Origin of the sequence: Streptomyces glaucescens (assembly GCF_000761215.1) — a bacterium.
In the GTDB taxonomy this organism is placed as follows: domain Bacteria; phylum Actinomycetota; class Actinomycetes; order Streptomycetales; family Streptomycetaceae; genus Streptomyces; species Streptomyces glaucescens_B.
Map to the genome: position 1 here is coordinate 7,342,565 of NZ_CP009438.1, position 17,553 is coordinate 7,360,117.

General features: G+C 70.2%; 11 protein-coding genes and 1 pseudogene. 6 read left to right on the plus strand and 6 right to left on the minus strand.

From position 1 onward, the window contains the following. Window positions 1-517: 517 nt before the first annotated feature. The 3 genes and pseudogenes from SGLAU_RS31600 to SGLAU_RS31610 all read right to left on the minus strand — a co-directional run bounded on the left by SGLAU_RS31600 (window position 518) and on the right by SGLAU_RS31610 (window position 4,406). Window positions 518-2,008: an alpha/beta hydrolase family protein gene (locus SGLAU_RS31600; RefSeq protein WP_043507339.1), complete on the minus strand. Its 1,491-nt coding sequence runs from the start codon at window positions 2,006-2,008 to the stop codon at window positions 518-520. A 543-nt stretch (window positions 2,009-2,551) separates the two neighbouring features. Further along, window positions 2,552-3,190, minus strand: coding sequence for a response regulator (locus tag SGLAU_RS31605; RefSeq protein WP_043505992.1), 639 nt, complete (start codon window positions 3,188-3,190; stop codon window positions 2,552-2,554). Next, window positions 3,187-4,406: pseudogene (locus SGLAU_RS31610) on the minus strand (sensor histidine kinase). The gene SGLAU_RS31605 and the pseudogene SGLAU_RS31610 overlap by 4 nt, the downstream one beginning before the upstream one ends. Window positions 4,407-4,577: 171 nt before the next feature. On the opposite strand from SGLAU_RS31610, the gene SGLAU_RS31615 reads away from it, so the two are divergent. Both SGLAU_RS31615 and SGLAU_RS31620 read left to right on the plus strand, forming a co-directional pair. After that, window positions 4,578-5,666 (plus strand): ABC transporter permease, encoded by a 1,089-nt coding sequence (locus SGLAU_RS31615; RefSeq protein WP_043505993.1) that lies wholly within the window; start codon window positions 4,578-4,580, stop codon window positions 5,664-5,666. Continuing rightward, window positions 5,663-6,346: an ABC transporter ATP-binding protein gene (locus tag SGLAU_RS31620; RefSeq protein ID WP_043505994.1), complete on the plus strand. Its 684-nt coding sequence runs from the start codon at window positions 5,663-5,665 to the stop codon at window positions 6,344-6,346. Before SGLAU_RS31615 ends, SGLAU_RS31620 begins: the two co-directional genes overlap by 4 nt. Window positions 6,347-7,243: 897 nt before the next feature. On the opposite strand, the gene SGLAU_RS31625 is transcribed toward SGLAU_RS31620, so the two are convergent. Beyond that, a complete protein-coding gene (locus tag SGLAU_RS31625) occupies window positions 7,244-7,924 on the minus strand; it encodes an NAD(P)H oxidoreductase (protein ID WP_244315299.1) in 681 nt (226 codons plus the stop codon). A 60-nt stretch (window positions 7,925-7,984) separates the two neighbouring features. Here SGLAU_RS31625 and SGLAU_RS31630 point away from each other — a divergent pair, with 60 nt between their 5' ends. Next, a complete protein-coding gene (locus SGLAU_RS31630) occupies window positions 7,985-8,998 on the plus strand; it encodes an AraC family transcriptional regulator (protein ID WP_052414006.1) in 1,014 nt (337 codons plus the stop codon). 1,048 nt (window positions 8,999-10,046) lie between these two features. Here the strand turns inward: SGLAU_RS31630 and SGLAU_RS31635 are convergent. Then, window positions 10,047-10,745 (minus strand): SDR family oxidoreductase, encoded by a 699-nt coding sequence (locus SGLAU_RS31635; RefSeq protein WP_043505998.1) that lies wholly within the window; start codon window positions 10,743-10,745, stop codon window positions 10,047-10,049. Between the two features lie 1,851 nt (window positions 10,746-12,596). Between SGLAU_RS31635 and SGLAU_RS31640 the strand changes: the two genes are divergently transcribed. Further along, window positions 12,597-14,912 (plus strand): beta-L-arabinofuranosidase domain-containing protein, encoded by a 2,316-nt coding sequence (locus SGLAU_RS31640; RefSeq protein ID WP_043505999.1) that lies wholly within the window; start codon window positions 12,597-12,599, stop codon window positions 14,910-14,912. A 155-nt stretch (window positions 14,913-15,067) separates the two neighbouring features. Here the strand turns inward: SGLAU_RS31640 and SGLAU_RS31645 are convergent, their stop codons facing one another. Continuing rightward, window positions 15,068-15,718 carry a TetR/AcrR family transcriptional regulator gene (locus SGLAU_RS31645; protein WP_052414007.1) on the minus strand — a complete coding sequence of 217 codons (651 nt, stop codon included), beginning with the start codon at window positions 15,716-15,718 and terminating at the stop codon, window positions 15,068-15,070. A 115-nt stretch (window positions 15,719-15,833) separates the two neighbouring features. Here SGLAU_RS31645 and SGLAU_RS31650 point away from each other — a divergent pair, with 115 nt between their 5' ends. Then, a complete protein-coding gene (locus tag SGLAU_RS31650; RefSeq protein WP_043506000.1) occupies window positions 15,834-16,448 on the plus strand; it encodes a flavodoxin family protein in 615 nt (204 codons plus the stop codon). Further along, window positions 16,445-17,548 (plus strand): NAD(P)H-dependent flavin oxidoreductase, encoded by a 1,104-nt coding sequence (locus tag SGLAU_RS31655; protein WP_043506001.1) that lies wholly within the window; start codon window positions 16,445-16,447, stop codon window positions 17,546-17,548. Before SGLAU_RS31650 ends, SGLAU_RS31655 begins: the two co-directional genes overlap by 4 nt. Window positions 17,549-17,553: the final 5 nt, after the last annotated feature.

The following is a 17,553-nucleotide window of genomic DNA, read 5'->3' on the forward strand; positions in this document are numbered from 1 at the left end:
TGACCGTGCACTCGGCGTGTACGCCGAAACCAGGGGCTTGAACAGTCTGGTGGTCACTCGGAACCACTCCGCCCCGGCTGAAGGCGAGCCCGCGTAGGAGGTGACGCTCTTCTCGTATCGGGTGGCGATGCCGTGGAAGCCTTTGAGTCGGTTGCAGCAGCGCTCGGCGCAGTTGCGTCGGCGGTAGACCTCTCGGTCGAAGTGTGGTGGCCGTCCACCGCGACTGCCGCGGCTGGGCCGTGCCGGTGCTGGTCGGTCTTCTCGGGGATCGTGTGCGCGATGCCGCGGTGTCGCAGGCGACCGCGGAACCCGCGGGAACCGCAGGCCTTGTCCGCGATGACGCGGCCGGGACGGCAGCGTGGCCGGCCCGGGCCACTGCGTGGCACCCTGATCCGCTCAAGGGGCGGACGTGCGCAGACGCTGTCGTGCCGCTGGCCCGGGGGCACCCAGCACGGCCGATGTCCCCGGCCGCGTCCGCAGGGGGCCCTGATGCGCCGCCACTGCGCGGCGCGGCTGGTCAGCGGCTGTTGTCCGGCCGGTAGACGCTGAGGTTGCCGTACGCCGACAGCACGCCGGCCAGGTCACCGGGTTCGTGCCGCAGGGTGGTGTCGAGGAAGACGAGAGTGGTCGCGGCGACGACGTGCAGGCTCTCTGTGCGCCCCAGCGAGCCGACCATCGAGGGCACAGGCGGCAGATACAGGGGGCCGTCCATGAAGCTGAGGTGTGCGGTGCCGGGGATGGTGAGCCGGTAGCTCGTCGCCGTGTTGCGCTTGAGTGCCTCGGTGAGGCGGGGTATGTAACGCGAGTCGGTTTCGGGAGTGATGGCCTGGGTGAGCGCGAGCGTCGGCTGGTGGAGGGAGGGGGACGTAGGGCCGTGGGGGTAGCCGTCCAGATCGATGACGGCGTCGAACCGCTGGTCCTGCCGGGCGGCCTGCAGGGCGGCGGCGCCCCCCATGGAGTGGCCGGTGACGGCGACCCGGCTGGTGTCCAGGCGTCCGGTCAGCGGGCCGGCAATCTCACCTCGGCCCAGACGGTCCAGCTGGGTGAGGACGAAGCCGAGGTCGGCGGCCCGAACAGCCGTCCAGCCGGCCGACAGCACGGCGTCCTTGTCCCGGTCTCCGGTGGAGGCGATCTCGGCGTGAACCGTTCGGCCGCCGGCGAGGACGACGGCGGCGGAGTCGTACGGGTGGTCGAGGGCGGCGACCACATAGCCGTGGCTGGCCAGTTCCTCCGCCCAGGCGGTGTTCTGCGTACGCACTCCGCCCGACCCGGGAGAGAACAGCACGACCGGGAACCGCCCACCCCCGCCGGCCACCGGGGCATTGAACACCGACTGGGTGCGAGCACGCGGCACGCCGTCGACCAGGAAGCCAGGCAAGCCCGCCTGACGGGCGAGGGCAGCGGAGACGATGCTCGCCTCGTGCTCGGTGCGTCCGAGGTACTGAGCCCGCTGCGTGACTGCGGGGTCCTTTCGCGCGGGGTACCAGAGCTGGACGAGGACCGTGCGCCGGTCGCGAGGATCGGTGGTGAAGGTCTCGGGACGGCGTGGGTCGGTCCATTGCACCACGCGGGTGCCGACCGCGAAGTCACCCGATGGCTCGGGGAACTCGGGTACGGGAAAGGCCCAGGCAGCCACCGGACCCGTAGCGATGAGGCCGGCGCATGTCACCGACGCGGGCAATGCCAGCCACCATCGGGCCCGCCGCGCCGGCCGGCTGGTACGGCGCCGCAGCAAGGGGGAGAGGGCGAACGGCGACGCGATGGCACCGCCTGCCAGTACCGGCAGCATCTGCCAGCGGATTCCCAGCACACTCAGCACGACCCCGGACAGCAGGAAAACCGTCCCCGCCGCGATCGTGACATGTGGGCGGAGGGCCGGCGGAAGCCAGCGTGTCACCACCAGAACGACGGCTCCCAGCAAGGCAAGGAATTCCACAGGGGACATGTACAGCCCCGCGATGATCTCGGTCACCCAGCCATCCTGAGAGCGGAGCATGCCGTGCCGCATCAATCCCGGGTCGTCACCGCGTACGACCGCGGTCGCATCCTGAGGCAGGCCCCTGTGCGACCGGAGTCGCATCCCGGGATCCCGCCCGTGCGACCGAAGTCGCATCCACACGTCTCGACCGTGTCACCGAAGCCGCCCGGCCGGCATCAGGCCGGTGCATCGCGCGGTAGGGCCGGCGCCACCCCGCATGCGGTCGCGCCGCCGATCCGGCATGTGATGTTGTCGGCCGGAGCCGCTTCACTCGACCGCGGTGTACGCATTCGCACGCCGTACCGGGCGACGAAAGAGTGGATCGTGAAGCGACGATGGCTGCTCGGCAGCGTGGCGGCCCGCGGCCGCCACGGCGCTGATGCCGGGCAGGGCGACGGCCACCCGGAACGGCACCGGTGTTCGCTGATCGGGCGGTTGCCGCCCAAGTCGGGGCCGAAGCTGATGTCAGGCCGTTCGTGTGTGCGGGATCGTGTGTGCGGGATCGTGTGTGCGGGATCGTGTGTGCGGGATCGTGTGTGCGGGATCGTGTGTGCCGGATCGTGTGTGCTCGGGTCAGCGGCGGATGATGCCGAGGTCGGTCGCGGTGGCGACGGCGGCGGTGCGGGAGTCGACGTCGAGTTTGGCGTAGATGCGGGCCAAGTGCGATTTGACGGTGCCTTCGGTCAGGTGGAGGCGGTTGCCGATGGCCTGGTTGGACAGGCCGTCGGCGACCAGGGTGAGGACTTCGGTCTCCCGCCGGGTCAGCGCGGTGCCCGGTGCACGTAGCCGGTTCAGCAGCCGGTCGGCGACGGTGGGCGCCAGAGTGGTGCGACCGGCGGCGGCAGTGCGTACGGCGGCAGCCAGGTCCTCGGGCGGGGCGTCCTTGAGGAGGTAGCCGGTGGCGCCGGCTTCGATGGCGGGCAGAGTGTCGGCGTCGGAGTCGTAGGTCGTGACGATCAGCACGCGGGGGGCGTCCGGCCGGGCGGTGATCTGGGCGGTGGCTTCGGCGCCGCCCATGCCCTTGCCGAACTGCAGGTCCATCAGCACCACATCGATGTCGCCTGCGGCGGCGCGGGTGACGGCGTCCTCGGCGGTGGCGGCTTCGGCCATGACCACGAGGCCGGGTTCGGTTTCCAGCACGGCGCGCAGCCCGGCCCGCACGACCGGGTGGTCGTCGGCCAGGAGCAGGCGGATGGGGGCGTCGTCGGTCACGGGTGGGCCTCGGGCTGGGTCTCGGCTGGCGGGGTGAGGGGCAATCGGGCGGCCAGGGCGGTGCCGTGGCCGGGGGCGGATTCGATGGTCAGGGTGCCGCCGAGGGCATTGATACGGGCACGCATGGCCCGCAAGCCGAAACCACCCGCCTCGGGGTCGGGTACATCGGGCAGCCGCTCGGGGGCGAAGCCGTGTCCGTCGTCCACGACGTCGAGGGCGACGCGGTCGCCAAGGTAGCTGAGGGTGACCTCGGCGTTGGTGGCGTGGGCGTGCTGGACAGTGTTGGCAAGGCGGACTGGGCGATGCGCAGCAACGCCACCTCATGTGCGGTCGCGAGCGGGGCGGGGACGCCGGTGAGGTGGAAGCGGGCTGTGAGGAGGTGGCGGGCGGACGTGGTGGTGCACAGTCGCTCCAGGGCGCCGGCCAAGGTGGTGCCTTCCAGCGTGGGCGGGGTGAGGGCGGCGACGAAGCGGCGGGCCTCGGCCAGGTTGTCCACGGCGGCCTGGCGTGCCGCGTCGACATGGCGGGCGGCGGTTTCGGGCCGGCCGGGCAGGGCGCGTTCGGCGGCGCGCAGCAGCAGTTGGATGCTGGACAGGCCCTGGGCGAGCGTGTCGTGGATTTCGCGGGCCAGCCGCTCACGTTCGGCCAGAACGCCGGCGGTGTGCTGGGCCTGGGCCAGGTCGGCCCGGGTGGCGGTGAGCTCCTCGATCAGTTGCCTGCGCTGTTCGCTCTCGCGGTACAGGGCCCGGTAGCCCCACACCACGGCGACGGCGACGGCGGCGCCGAGCGCGGGACCGATCGCCATGGCCGGACTGAAGGCGCCGGTGTGGACGGCGAAGCCGGCGATGGCCGCGGCGGCGGTGGCGGTCACCGCGGCCAGGCCGATGGGGCGGCGCAGCAGGTGAAGCTGGAGGAAGTACAACGGGAAGGCCACCCACGCGGCATCGGGCGTGAAGGCCAGCAGCACCAGCCAGCAGGCGCCCACGACGGCCAGCCACAGCGCGGCGGCCTGCCGAGAGCGGCGTACGCCCGGCACGGCGGGTCCGACCGCGTACACCAGGCCGCACGCCGCCGATGCGGTGACGATCCACCCGGTGTGGGGCCGATCATCGGCCACGGCCCGGCCGGCGGCCAGGGCGAGCAGACCGATGACCAGCAGGTGCAGGCACCAGGCCAGGGCCCGGGTGGTCGGGGTCGGGGCGGGAGCGATGTTCACAGTGCGTCCCAGGTTACGGAGGCCGGCGCCCCGGGACCTCCATCGAAAGTTGGAACCGGGGTGCCATCTTCCGGCCCGCCGGGTGCCGTCGTGCGCCAGACGCGCGCACAGGGAGCCGGCGGCGAGGGTGGAGTCGTACCGCTTCACCGCTGGAAAGGACAGGCCGAGGCCGTGTTTGTCGCCTGGAGAGATCTGAGGTTCGCCAGAGGGCGTTTCGCGCTGATGGGGACCGTCATCGCGTTGATCACCCTGCTGGTCGGGCTGCTGTCGGGCCTGACGGCCGGACTGGGCCAGCAGAACATCTCCGCGATAACGGGACTGCCCGCCGACAGGATCGCCTTCCAGGCTCCCAGCGGTGGTCAGGAGCTGTCGTACTCGAACTCCACCGTGACGGAAGCGCAGTGGCAGCAGTGGTCCAAGGCGTCCCGTGTCGAGAGCGCCGAGCCGCTGGGGATCACCACGACCAAGGCCACCGCCGGAGACAACAGCAGTGGTGTCTCGGCCTTCGGCGTCGAGCCCGGCTCCCGCCTGGCCCCTCACAGCGACAAGATCACCGGCAGCGCGGTCGTGCTGTCCACCGCAGCCGCTGACGACCTTGGCGTGCGAGCCGGCGACTCCCTGACGCTGGCAGGCCGGCGGCTGGAGGTGGCCGCCGTCGGGGGCGACGCCTACTTCAGCCACACCCCGGTGATCTGGACCAGCCTGGACACCTGGCAGAAGACCGCACCGCCCTCCGGCGGCGGCCAGGGCCCGAGGGCCACCGTCATCGCCCTGAACACCACCGCCAAGGCCGATGTGACCGCCACCGACCACCAGGCCGGCACCAGAACGGTCTCCACCGACGACTCGCTGTCCGCGATCGGCTCCTACACCGCCGAGAACGGCTCTCTGCAGCTGATGCGCGGCTTCCTGTTCGCGATCTCGGCCCTCGTCATCGGCGCCTTCTTCACCGTCTGGACCATCCAGCGCAGCGGCGATGTCGCCGTCCTCAAGGCTCTGGGCGCCTCCACCGCGCGTCTGCTCAAGGATGCCCTCGGCCAGGCCGTCGTCCTGCTCGCCGGCGGCACCTTGACCGGCACGGGCATCGCCGCCGCCCTGGGCACATTCGTGGCCGGATCCAGCGTGCCCTTCCTTCTCACCCCTGCCACCGTCCTGCTCCCTGCCGCCGTGATCATCCTCCTCGGCGCACTCGGAGCAGCCCTGGCCATCCGCCGCATCACCTCCGTGGACCCGCTGACCGCCCTGGGGAGCGCCCGATGAGCCTGACCCTGACCGACGTCACCCTCACCTACCCCGACGGTGACACCCGCCTGACCGCTCTCGATCAGGTGGGCCTGGAGGTCCTCAAGGGCAGCCTGACCGCTGTGGTCGGTCCCTCCGGCTCAGGCAAGTCCAGCCTCCTCGCGGTCGCCGCCACCCTGATCACCCCCGACTCCGGCACCGTCACCCTCGATGGCACCTCCACCACCGGCCTGACCCGTGGCGAGCTGGCGGAGCTGCGCCGCCACAAGATCGGCATTGTCTTCCAGCAGCCCAACCTGCTGCCCTCCCTCACTGCCGCCGAACAGCTTCAGGTCATGGCCACGATCGCCGGGCGCAAACCGCGCACCGCCCGCACCCGCGCGCTGGAGCTCCTCGACGCGGTGGGTCTGATCGACCAGGCAGGCCGTCGCCCCCACCAGCTCTCCGGTGGCCAGCGCCAGCGCGTCAACATCGCCCGCGCCTTGATGAACGACCCCACCGTCCTCTTGGTCGACGAGCCCACCAGCGCGCTCGACCACGAACGCGGCGCCGCCGTCATCGACCTGATCACCCGCCTCACCCACCAGCAGGCCACAGCCACCGTCCTGGTCACCCACGACCGCACCCACCTCACCGCCGTCGACCAGATCGCCGAAGTCCACGACGGCCGCCTGTGCCTGCCGGCATCGAACCGCTGAACCAGCGGCCCGCCCGGCGAGTGGGTCCTCGTACCGCGGGGGCCTACCCGCTCTCAGGCCGCCCGCAGTATGAGATGGCCCACCGGGCGCGGCCGAACTGTGCCGGCATGCCGGGCATGCGGCAGCAGCTGATCATCAGCGGCAGCGTGCCGGCACCGAGCCCGGGGGAGTGACCCTCCCGCACTCACCGCCCGCACGCAGACCTCTCGCGCCTCGCGAGGCGTCTTTTCCGTTTTCCGGCCCCACCACGGCCCCCACGAACAGGACCACCAGCCGGCCAGGCAGTCCCTGAGGATCGCAGCCTGTGGGAGTGCGAGGCGGCCAGGGGCCGGCGGCTCGACATCGCCAGGTCCACGGTGACGTCACGGCCGGCGGCAGCGGCACCGGCGACCTGAGTCGATGGGTGAAGGCGGACGCCGCCAGGCTCAGCCACGGCGGCGAGCCGGGCTCCCGCGCCAGCAGCGAGGGGATGGTGTTGGCGGCGCCCACCGCGCCCCAGCCGAACGCGAGCGAGGCGCCCGGCATCGTCCCGCAGCTGGCCGCGCGGAGCCGAGGTGCTGGCCCTGTACCACACCGAACGCCCCAAGGTACAAGCGGAGTTGGCGGCACTGAGCCGGGTCCGCCGGGTGCAGACAGAGCTGCGGGACGAGTCGGACGTGCCGGGAGCCTTCCATTACCTGGCACCGTCCATCGATACCGTCGTCCACTGCGCGGCAATGGACGGCACGCGCAGTTCGAGCTGGAGCGCTCGGCCGACCGTCGGAGGCGGCCGGCTCTCGCACCGCACTGGGGGCACCCGCCCGGTGCGGACCCCCGTACCCCGCGCACGCCTTACTGACCAGCGCCGGTGACGCCTTGGCGGACGCAGGCAGCCGGCCACGATGCGGACGTTGGCGGTCAGGTCGTCACAAGGTCCTCGGCGAGGAACGCCTCCACGTACTCCCGTGCGCGTCGATCGAAGGCCTCGTACTGTGCCTCCCGCTCGGCTCCTGCGACCGCTTCGCCGACCACGAGATTGCCCTCGGCGTCGATGCGCTGCGGGCGCTCTTCAGCGTCGGTGAGCAGGCCGACGGCGGAGTGGGAGAAGCCGCAGTAGTAGGCGATGCCCTCGCTCAGATTCGTCTCGAGGACGGTCTTCATCCCCTCGACAACGGGATCGTCGGCGGTGGCGCCGGCCAGGCCCAGCCACAGGACGCGCTTGCCGGCGAGGCGGGGCCTGCTACGGCCGTAGGCGAACCCGTAGTTCCATACACGATCGATCCAGCCCTTGAGGATGGCGGGCACGCTCTGCCAGTACACCGGGAAGACGGCGATGACGTCATCGGCGTCGAGGATGCGCTGCATATGGGCGTGCGTTTCGTCCGAGTACCTCTTCTCCCTGTCGCCCCACTCCGGCTGGTCCGCCACGTTCATACGAGGGTCGAATCCCTCGGCGTGCAGGTCGAGCAGGTCGACGCGGTAGCCGGCGGCTTCGAGCTGGGCGGTGGCACCTCGGGCCGTGTGCGCGGTGAGGGAATCGGTGCGGTGGTGTGCGACGACGACGAGGGCTGTCCTGGTGTGGCTGTCTTGCTGCGGCACGTGCATCTCCCAGCGGGATTCGGTTAGTTGGACAAGCCCAGTACAACCGCGACGGCTTGGATGATCCATGGGAGAAACGCTCCGGAACATAGGAGATCGTCTACGGTATCTTCTGTGGATCCTCTGAGTTCGCTCCTGAGCGGTATCCGGGCCGAAGGGTCGGTCGTCAGCCATGCCGTACTGACGGTGCCCTGGATCATCCGCTTCTCCGACGCGGCGCCGCTCACCATGATCAGCGTGCTGCGCGGTGGCGGCACCCTGCTGTTGCCCGACGGAACCGAACGAGTCGTCGGTGAGGGCGACACGGCCATCGTGCGCGGCCCCGTACCGTTCCACCTCGCGGACCATCCCGCCACCGTCAACAGCCCCCATACCGCATACGAGATCGCCTGCTTCACCGCGAACGAAGAATGCACCGCCCAGGAACTCGGCGGCATCCGCTGGGACACCGGCTCAAAGGAGGCGACCGCGCTCATCGTGGGTGCCTACCGCGCCTCGGGCCACCGCCACGAACGACTCCTGCGGGCCCTGCCGTCCGTGCTGGTGGTGAAGGAGGACGCCGAAGTGTGTGCCTGGCTGGAGACGGCCGCCGCCGACGCCGCCCAGCGCTCGGCCGGGTCGCAGGCGCTGATGGACCGGCTCCTCGACTGGGCTCTGGTGTGCACACTGCGCACTTGGTTCGACAAGGCGGGCACCGATGCGCCCAGTTGGTACCGCGGCCTGGCCGACCCGGTTCTCGCCCCCGCCCTGCAGGCCTTCCACGACCGGCCCGCCCAAGCGTGGACAGTGGCCTCCCTGGCCGCGCAATCCGGCGTTTCCCGTGCGCTGTTCGCCAAGCGCTTCACCCAGCTGATGGGCCGTCCGCCGGTCGCCTACCTCACCGAATGCCGTTTGGACGAGGCCGCGGCCCTTCTGACCGAAACCAACCTCGGCATCGCCCAGATCGCCAGGTCCGTCGGCTATGCCGACGCTTTCGGTTTCAGCGCCGCGTTCAAACGCCACAAGGGCCTGAGTCCCAGCATGTTCCGCGCCGCGGCGGCTTCGACGGGTACGGGTTCTCTTCAGCCGGGGTAGCCGAAGGCGCGGCAGAGCCGCTTCGCGAGCGACGGGTGTGGCAGCGGGAAGTGGGACACGAGCGCCGCGTCACGCCAAGGACCGAAGCCACCCGGTAGCGGTGGCCGGCGCCGCCCGACCGGTATCAGGTGCCGACCCGAACAGACCTACGCGTGCATGTGGTCACCTGGCCGGGACGCACGGCACGTCGCGGTTGGTTCCCAGTAGGCGGGAGCGAACGAGCAGGTTGCCGTCCTGCTTGACCGGGCCGCAGCCCGGATGTTTCTCGACCCGAGGGCGGTCGCCAGCCTGCTGTACCGGCTCCGGGAGGTGGGAGTGGACGAGAAAGCTGCCGCCCTGCTGGACCAACTTCCTGCTGCGGGATGCTTCGATCAATGGATCAGGTCTGGAGGTGATCCGATGCCCTTCCGGTACCACCCGGCGGCGGCTGCGGGCCGTGCTCCCTGCTGGGCCGGCGGGACGGCCCCGGGGCGGGCGTGAGCCCGACGGGAGTACCGCCCCTCTATGGGCATGGGACGACCTGGAGCACTTCGGGAAGCGGCGCATGACTACCTGCCGCTGTCCTTGCCGGCGTCAGGGCTGCCAGGTCGGCTCGCCCGGTAAAGGTAATGGCCATTACCGCTGATGAGGTAGTCCCCGAGGCCGTCACTGCTCCCGGACCCTGGGCCGGGCGGATTCGTGGCGGATTCGGCTGAGCTTCCGTCGTTCTGGCAGGTCGGGCACGACTCGTGCCGCCCGTCAGGACGCGGCAGGGACCGCCGCATCCAGGCCGCGAGAGGCGACGAGGTGCGCCCTGCCGTCCATCCGGCAGGACAGCCCCACCACACGCCCGGCGGGATGAAGGCGTCGGCGCCATCGGCATCCTCGACATGCCCCTGAGCATCCTGGTCCCTCGACCTTCCAGTGCACCCACCATCCTCGGCCAGGCACCGCGGCCACGACCTGGTCGGCTCGCTCCGGGTGGGAGAAGTCCTCGTAGTCCGTCACCGTGCGCAGGGCATCATGCTTGGGGTCGACGACGGCGCCTTTCCGCGCGACCGTTGGGAGCTCAGCCAACCTGCCCAGTCGGCCGCACCGTGATGTGATTGATGTCCACGCCCGCGGGCTGGTTGATGGCGAACACAATGGTGTCCGCGATCTGCTCGGCGGTCATCGTGGCGGCTGTCTCGGGGGTGCCACCGCGGACGTGCCAGAAGGGAGTGTCCACGATGCCGGGGGCGACGACGGTGACGCCGACTCCATCCTGGCCGACCAGGAGGCGGGTGTTCTCGGCGAGGGCGTGGGCGGCCCACTTGGTGACCGAGTACAGGTTGCCGGGGGTGTGGCGGACGCCGGCGACCGAGCCGATGATTACGATTCGGCCCTTGGAGGTCCTCAGGTGGGGCAGGGTCTCCTGGATCAGCAGGGCGGGGCCCAGGACATTGGTGAGGATCATGGCGCGCATGTCCTCAGGGGCGTGAGTCTCCAGGTTGCCGGGCAGGGAGAAACCAGCGTTGGCTATGACGTTGTCCAACTGGCCCCAGAGCTCCAGCACGTGACGGACGGTGGCGGCGACGTCATCCGCTTCGCTGGCGTCACCGGTGATCGTCAGCAGCCGCTCGCTCGCCCCCGCAGTGGTGGCGAAGGCGGCCAGCTTGCCCGCGTCGCGTCCGGTGACGGCCACGCGGTGGCCCTGCTTGAGCAAGGCGCGAGCGGTGGCGGCGCCGATTCCGGTTGAGCCACCGGTGATGAGCGTGACGGGTTCCATGGGACGGCCTCCTCGGCGACGGGGTCATCGGGGCAAAGCGCGAGCACTATACCCAGCGATCTTTGACGCTCACTCCCGCTCTCACCGACGGCTCTGCGCGGTCTGCATGACGCCTGGGTGAGCAAGGATCACGAGGTTCGTCTCACTGTGGCCGGTGAACACATGTTCGCTGTCGCCATCCCAGCCCGACAGCCTGTTCACACACGAGGATTGGCGCGACGACTACGGATCCCTTACCTACACCCCATCGAGGCACATCACCCGGTGGCCGCCGGGATGCGGCGTCTGATGGACCGGCTGCAACTACGTTAAGGGGCTGCGGACTTCTCGTGGGGCCCGACTGGAAGTGGACGTTCGCGGAGATCAAGCCGTGTACCTCCGGGACTGAATGAAGAAGGCGACCGGCCTGCCGACCGCCGAGAATCGTCAACGAGCCAGCTGATGGACTGGAAACGGCACGCGGCCTCCATCGCGCACCCGGGGATCGGACTGGTGAGTGCCTGTGCGGGCAACGCCCTGCCACGTGCTCCTCGTTGTAGGCCACAAGATCTGACCGACGCAACAAGTCTGCAGCCACAGAGGCCGCTGGAAGAACGATCGTTCCTACCACCCAGCACCACGCCGACCAGCGCAGTCCCTCGGACCTCAGGGCTCCGGTCGGCGACGGCACCGCATCCTCCACAAGCCGGACGACGCGGCTGGAACAAGGGCTCGGTGTAGTACTTGAGATCAGAAAAGCCTGGCCTGGGAATCACGAGAGCGCGGCCCCCGCAACGCGGACAGACCGCAAGCAACTGCGTCAACTGACCAGCTCGGTGGCCGCTTGGAGGGCCTGCCGCGCCTCGACGGAGGCAGCCGGGTGCGGGAGCCCGGGCGGTCAGGGCGTCGGTGGGGCGAGGCGGCCCGTTCTTCCCGGCCCCGGCCCTACGGCATCCGCCGATGACGGCGCCGGGGGTCCGCCCTCCCGGTACCGGACTTCCAGAGGTTCGGGCGAGGAACGAAAACTTTGTCTGCCGGGAGTATTGCGCTCCGTCGTCACTACCTGAATCATCCCTGTCTGGGAAATCGACCATAGTTCGACATTTCGAACTTGATTGACTCAGGGCAATCCGTGGTGCACGGCTGATCCCCGCACGGCCGCACGACGGATCCGCGCGCCAAAGCACGTGTACCGCCCCGTTTTGTTCCGGTGAGGCTCGCACCAGCGCATCCTGGCTCTTCGCGCAGTCGGAGAGGTAGGCGACGCCGTGTGGCGGTCCCCGGCCGAGCCGCGATGGAGTACACCATGCCTGTGCCGAACGCCGCTTGCCGCCGCCCGGGTGCTTCCCGTCCTCACGGGTGAGCGTCCCGCGGTGCCGCGCCGGAGCGGCGCAGGCGTGCTACCGCTGTCTTCCGGCGGGAACGGGCCCGATCGCGTCGGCGTCCGGCTCTTTCGAGCCGGCACGGCGGCGGACCCGTCGCACGCGGGTCTCCCGACGCCGCCGCGTCTTTTCCCGCAAGCGTGTACCCGGCATCTCCAGGGAATCCCCCGCCATGAACCCGGTCGCCAGCCAGCCAGCCAGCCCGCCCGCCGCCCGCCCGCATCGCAGAAGCCTGCTCGAGGCCGCCCTCACCACCACGGCCGCAGCGACCGCCGCATCACTGACCGGCCCGCCGACCGTCACGCCCGTGCAGGCGGCCCTCCTGGCCCGCGGTCACACGTCGCGCCGCCCGATGCCCTCTTCGCCCGGACCGGCGGCGCGCCCTTGCGCGTCCACCACTGTCCGCGGCTCGATCCCTGCCAGGCCGCGAGCCGTACACCCCTGACCGGTCCTTTCTCCCCGTCCGAACCACCGTCACGAAAGGCACAGCATGTCCTCCAGCGTCAGCAGACGACGATTGCTCAAGCTCGCCGGAGTCACCGCCGCCGCCTCTGCCGCCGGTCCCCTCGCCGGCGTCACCGCCGCCCGGGCGGCGTCCCTTCCACCGGTCCGCAGCGAGATCGGGACCAAAGCGCTCCCCTTCGACCTCGGGCAGGTCCGGCTGACCGCGAGCCGGTGGCTCGACAACCAGAACCGCACAGCGGCCTACCTCCGGTACGTCGATGTCGACCGGCTGCTGTACAACTTCCGCGCCAATCACCGACTGTCCACCAAGGGCGCGGCCGCCACCGGCGGCTGGGAGGCCCCCGACTTCCCCTTCCGCAGCCACGTCCAGGGCCACTTCCTCACCGCCTGGGCGCAGTTACACGCCGTGACGGGCGACACTGCAGTCCGCGACAAGGCCCTGTACATGGTCGCCGAGCTGGCCAAGTGCCAGGCCAACAACGGCGTCGCGGGCTTCGGCACCGGATACCTCTCCGGCTATCCCGAGTCCGACTTCGCCGCGCTGGAGGCCCGTACGCTGAGGAACGGCAACGTCCCGTACTACACCATCCACAAGACGATGACAGGTCTGCTGGACGTGTGGCGGCACATCGGCAGCACCCAGGCCCGCGACGTGCTGCTCGCCTTGGCCGGCTGGGTCGACACCCGCACCGGCCGGCTGAGCACCGCGCAGATGCAGGCCATGCTGGGCACCGAGTTCGGGGGCATGAACGCCGTCCTGAGCGACCTGTACCAGCAGACCGGTGACACGCGGTGGCTCACCGCCGCCCGGCGCTTCGACCACGCCGCGGTGTTCGACCCCCTGGCGGCGAACCGGGACGCGCTGGCCGGACTGCACGCCAACACCCAGGTACCGAAGTGGATCGGCGCGATCCGCACGTACAAGGCCACCGGCGAGACACGCTACCGGGACATCGCCGTCAACGCCTGGAACATGTGCGTCACCGCGCACACCTACGCCATCGGCGGCAACAGTCAGGCCGAGCACTTCCGTGCTCCGAACGCCATCGCCTCCTACCTGACCCACGACACCTGCGAGAGCTGCAACACCGTCAACATGCTTACGCTCACCCGGGAGTTGTTCACGCTGACGCCGGACCGGGCCGCGCTGTTCGACTACTACGAACAAGCCTGGCTCAACCACATCATCGGCAACCAGAACCCGGCCGATCCGCACGGCCACGTCACCTACTTCACCCCGCTCAAGCCCGGCGCCCGGCGTGGTGTGGGCCCGGCGTGGGGCGGCGGCACCTGGAGCACCGACTACACCACCTTCTGGTGCTGCCAGGGCACGGGAGTGGAGATACACACCCGGCTGATGGACTCCGTGTACTTCCACTCCGGCACCACGTTGACGGTCAACATGTTCGTTCCCTCGGTGCTCACCTGGACGCAGCGCGGCATCACCGTCACCCAGACCACCACGTACCCGGCCGGCGACACCACGACCCTGCGGGTCACCGGCGAGGCCGGCGGGAACTGGGCGATGCGCATCCGTATCCCCGGATGGACGACGGGGGCCGTCGTCAGCGTCAACGGCACCGTGCAGAGGATCGCCGTGAATCCCGGCAGCTATGCGACGCTGGACCGCGCCTGGACCTCCGGTGACACCGTCACGGTCCGGTTGCCCATGCGGACCGCGGTGCGGCCCGCCAACGACAACTCCGGCGTCGGCGCAGTCACCTACGGCCCGGTCGTACTGTCCGGCAACTACGGCGACACCGCCTTGACCGGCCTCCCGGCCCTGGACGTGTCCTCGATCAGGCGGACCAGTGCCACGGCACTCGCCTTCACCGCCACCGCCGACGGCGCCACCGTGGGCCTCGGGCCCTTCCACGACGCACAGGGCCACAACTACACCGTCTACTGGAACACCAGTGGTGCCGGCACGGTCCACCTCGTCAACGCGGGCAGCGGCCTCGTGCTGGGCATCGACGGAATGTCGACCGCCGATGGCGCCCGGGCCCTCCAGTGGCACGACAACGGCACCGCTGACCACAACTGGGAAATGATCCCCGACGGGAACGCCTTCCGGTTCCGCAACGTCCACAGCGGCAAGGTGCTCGGCGTGCTGGACATGTCCACGGCCGACGGCGCCCCCGTCCTCCAGTGGTCCGACAACGGCACCGCCGACCACCGGTGGCTCCTTCTCGACCAGGGTGACGGAACGTACAAGATCCGCAATGTCCACAGCGGCAAGCTGCTCGGGGTGGAGAACGGCTCCACCGCCGTCGGCGCCTTCGCCGTCCAGGACTCGGACAACGGAACGGCCGACAACCGCTGGCGGGTCTTGCGCGGCTGACGAGGCCTCACCCGTGCCGAAGCCGGCCGCTGACCGGGACGCGGTCACTGCCCGCGACAGCGCGGGACGGTGCCGTGAGATTCGGCCCCGTGCGAGCCGTCACCCGCGAGGCGGGCAGGTGCCACCCCCGAGTCGTCCGCCCGTCCCGTGCCTCACTAGTCGAGCTGAGCGGTCGGCTGTGAGTGGGGCGTACGGGCATCCGGCGGGTGATCTGCGGCTCCGAGTAGCAGCAGCGTGTGCGGCCACAACTCGTCGAGGACAGCGGGGTCGTTCTTGACCTTGGCGAACATGACCAGTCCTTCGAGATGGGCGACCACGGCTCGCGCGGTGGTCGCTGTGGCTCGCTCGCGGGGGATGGTTCCCTCGTCGGCGGCGTCGTTGAGGGTGCCGACGACGAGTGCGATCTGTTCGTCGAAGACCTCTTCCAGGCGGGCCCGCACGGCGGGCTCCTGGGTGGACAGCTCCAGTGTGAGGTTGCCGAGGAGGCAGCCGTCGACTGTTCCCGAGGTCTCCTTCATCCGGCGTTGAAGCTGCGCCATGGTGTCCAGCAGCCGCCGCAGGCGGTCGAGAGCGGGTCCGGTGGCGGCCAGCTCGGCGGTCCAGCAGCCGCGCTCGGCCTCCCAGTAGGCGTTGATGGCCTCGATCGTCAGGGCCTGCTTGGATTCGAAGAAGTGGTAGAAGCTGCCCTTCTTCACCTCTGCCTTGGCGCAGATCTCAGCGACGCCGAGGCTGCTGTAGCTGCGGCTCCGCATCAGTTCACCGGTGGCGTCGATGAGGCGCTCGCGTGCCGTGCTGGTGCGTCCCATGGAACGAGTATACGTGCGGTCAACTATCGGGCTGGCATGGCTGGCCAATAGTTGACCGGTCGTCTAGTGTCAGTGTTGATCCGCACACCGCATCGCACAGAACGAAGGACCCTTCATGTCCGCGCCACTCTCCATCGTCATTGCTCATCACAGCGGCTACGGCCACACCGGGCGCCAAGCCGTCGCCGTCGCGGCTGGCGTCGACTCGCTCCCCGGCGTGCGCGCCGATCTGCGGGACGTCACCACTCTGGACGACAGTCTCTGGGCGGCTCTCGAGACAGCTGACGCGATCATCTTCGGCTCGCCCACCTACATGGGGTCCACCTCCGCTGTCTTTCAGCGGTTCGCCGAGGCCAGCGGCAGGGTATGGGCCGAGCAGGGCTGGCAGGGCAAGCTCGCGGCCGGCTTCACCAACTCCGCCGGTATCAACGGCAACAAGGACAACGCTCTGCTTTCCCTGGCTGTCCTGGCCGCGCAGCACGGCATGACATGGGTCTCGCTCGGCCTGCTCCCCGGCTGGGCCTACACCTCCACCGGCAGTCCGGACGACCTCAACCGTCTCGGCGGCTTCGTCGGCGCCATGGCTCAGTCGTCCTCCGACCTGGGCCCCGACCGAGCCCCCACCGACTCCGACCTGCGCACCGCCCACCACCTCGGCGCCCGTGTCGCCCGCACCGCGCTCCAGTTCGCCCACGGCCGTGAGGCCGCCGCCCTGGCGGTGACCGCATGAGCGGCCCGGGCCGGCTCGGCGATCTGCTGGGCATCGACCACCCCATCGTTCAGGGCCCCTTCGGCGGCGGGCTTTCCTCCGTCGCTCTCGCCGCCGCGGTCAGCGAGAGCGGCGCCCTCGGTTCGTACGGCGCGCACATCCTCACCCCTGATGCGATCACCGGACTCGTCACCGAACTCAAAGCCGCCACGAGCCGGCCGTTCGCGGTGAACCTCTGGGTGCCGCTGGAGGGCGAGCGGTCCGCTCTGCCGGACGACATCGCGTTCACCACCCACATCGAGCGGCTCCGTCCCTACTACGACGAACTCGGCGTCAACGCCCCCGCCCGCGAGGTCGTCGAAGCCCTGCCGGCCTTCGACGACCAGATCGACGCGCTCCTCGCCGCCGCGCCACCTGTCATCAGCTTCGTCATGGGCATCCCGCCTCGCCGTGTCGTCGACGAGGCACACCGCCGGGGCATCACCTTGATCGGTACGGCGACGACTGTGGACGAGGCCGTCGCCCTCGACGAGGCGGGCCTCGACGCGATCGTGGCCTCGGGCAGCGACGCCGGCGGGCACCGCGGGGCGTTCCTCGCGCCCGTACGGGAGTCGCTGGTGGGCACCTTCTCGCTGGTGCCGCAGGTCGCCGACGCCGTGACCGTGCCCGTCATCGCCGCGGGCGGCATCGCCGACGGCCGCGGTATGCGAGCAGCTCTCACCCTCGGCGCCGACGCCGTGCAGATCGGCACCGCGTTCCTCGCCACCCGGGAATCCGGCGCGAGTGACGCCCACAGACGTCAGCTCGGGACCCCCGCGGCCCGTACGACTGTCCTCACCCGGCTCTTCTCCGGCCGCACCGCCCGCGGCATACCCAACCGGTTCGTTCGTGACATGGCGGCGTACGAGGACGCCGTGCCCCCGTACCCCGTCCAGAACGCCTTGATGCAGCCCATCCGGCGGGCAGCGGCCGCCCAGGGGAGGCCGGAGTACGTGAACCTGTGGGCCGGACAGGCGGCGGCGCTGGCCGGGGACGACCTGAGCGCAAGGGACTACATCGCCCACCTGGTGAAGGAGCTCCCGCCTCCGGGCGTTCCCTCCGGATCAGCTCGCACCCGCTGAAGAGC

Coding starts and splice junctions, on each gene's coding strand:
- SGLAU_RS31640 (WP_043505999.1), top strand. CDS start 12,597: ATGTCCTCCAGCGTCAGCAGACGACGATTGCTCAAGCTCGCCGGAGTC.
- SGLAU_RS31635 (WP_043505998.1), bottom strand. CDS start 10,745: ATGGAACCCGTCACGCTCATCACCGGTGGCTCAACCGGAATCGGCGCC.
- SGLAU_RS31630 (WP_052414006.1), top strand. CDS start 7,985: ATGATCCATGGGAGAAACGCTCCGGAACATAGGAGATCGTCTACGGTA.
- SGLAU_RS31655 (WP_043506001.1), top strand. CDS start 16,445: ATGAGCGGCCCGGGCCGGCTCGGCGATCTGCTGGGCATCGACCACCCC.
- SGLAU_RS31600 (WP_043507339.1), bottom strand. CDS start 2,008: ATGCGGCACGGCATGCTCCGCTCTCAGGATGGCTGGGTGACCGAGATC.
- SGLAU_RS31620 (WP_043505994.1), top strand. CDS start 5,663: ATGAGCCTGACCCTGACCGACGTCACCCTCACCTACCCCGACGGTGAC.
- SGLAU_RS31650 (WP_043506000.1), top strand. CDS start 15,834: ATGTCCGCGCCACTCTCCATCGTCATTGCTCATCACAGCGGCTACGGC.
- SGLAU_RS31645 (WP_052414007.1), bottom strand. CDS start 15,718: ATGGGACGCACCAGCACGGCACGCGAGCGCCTCATCGACGCCACCGGT.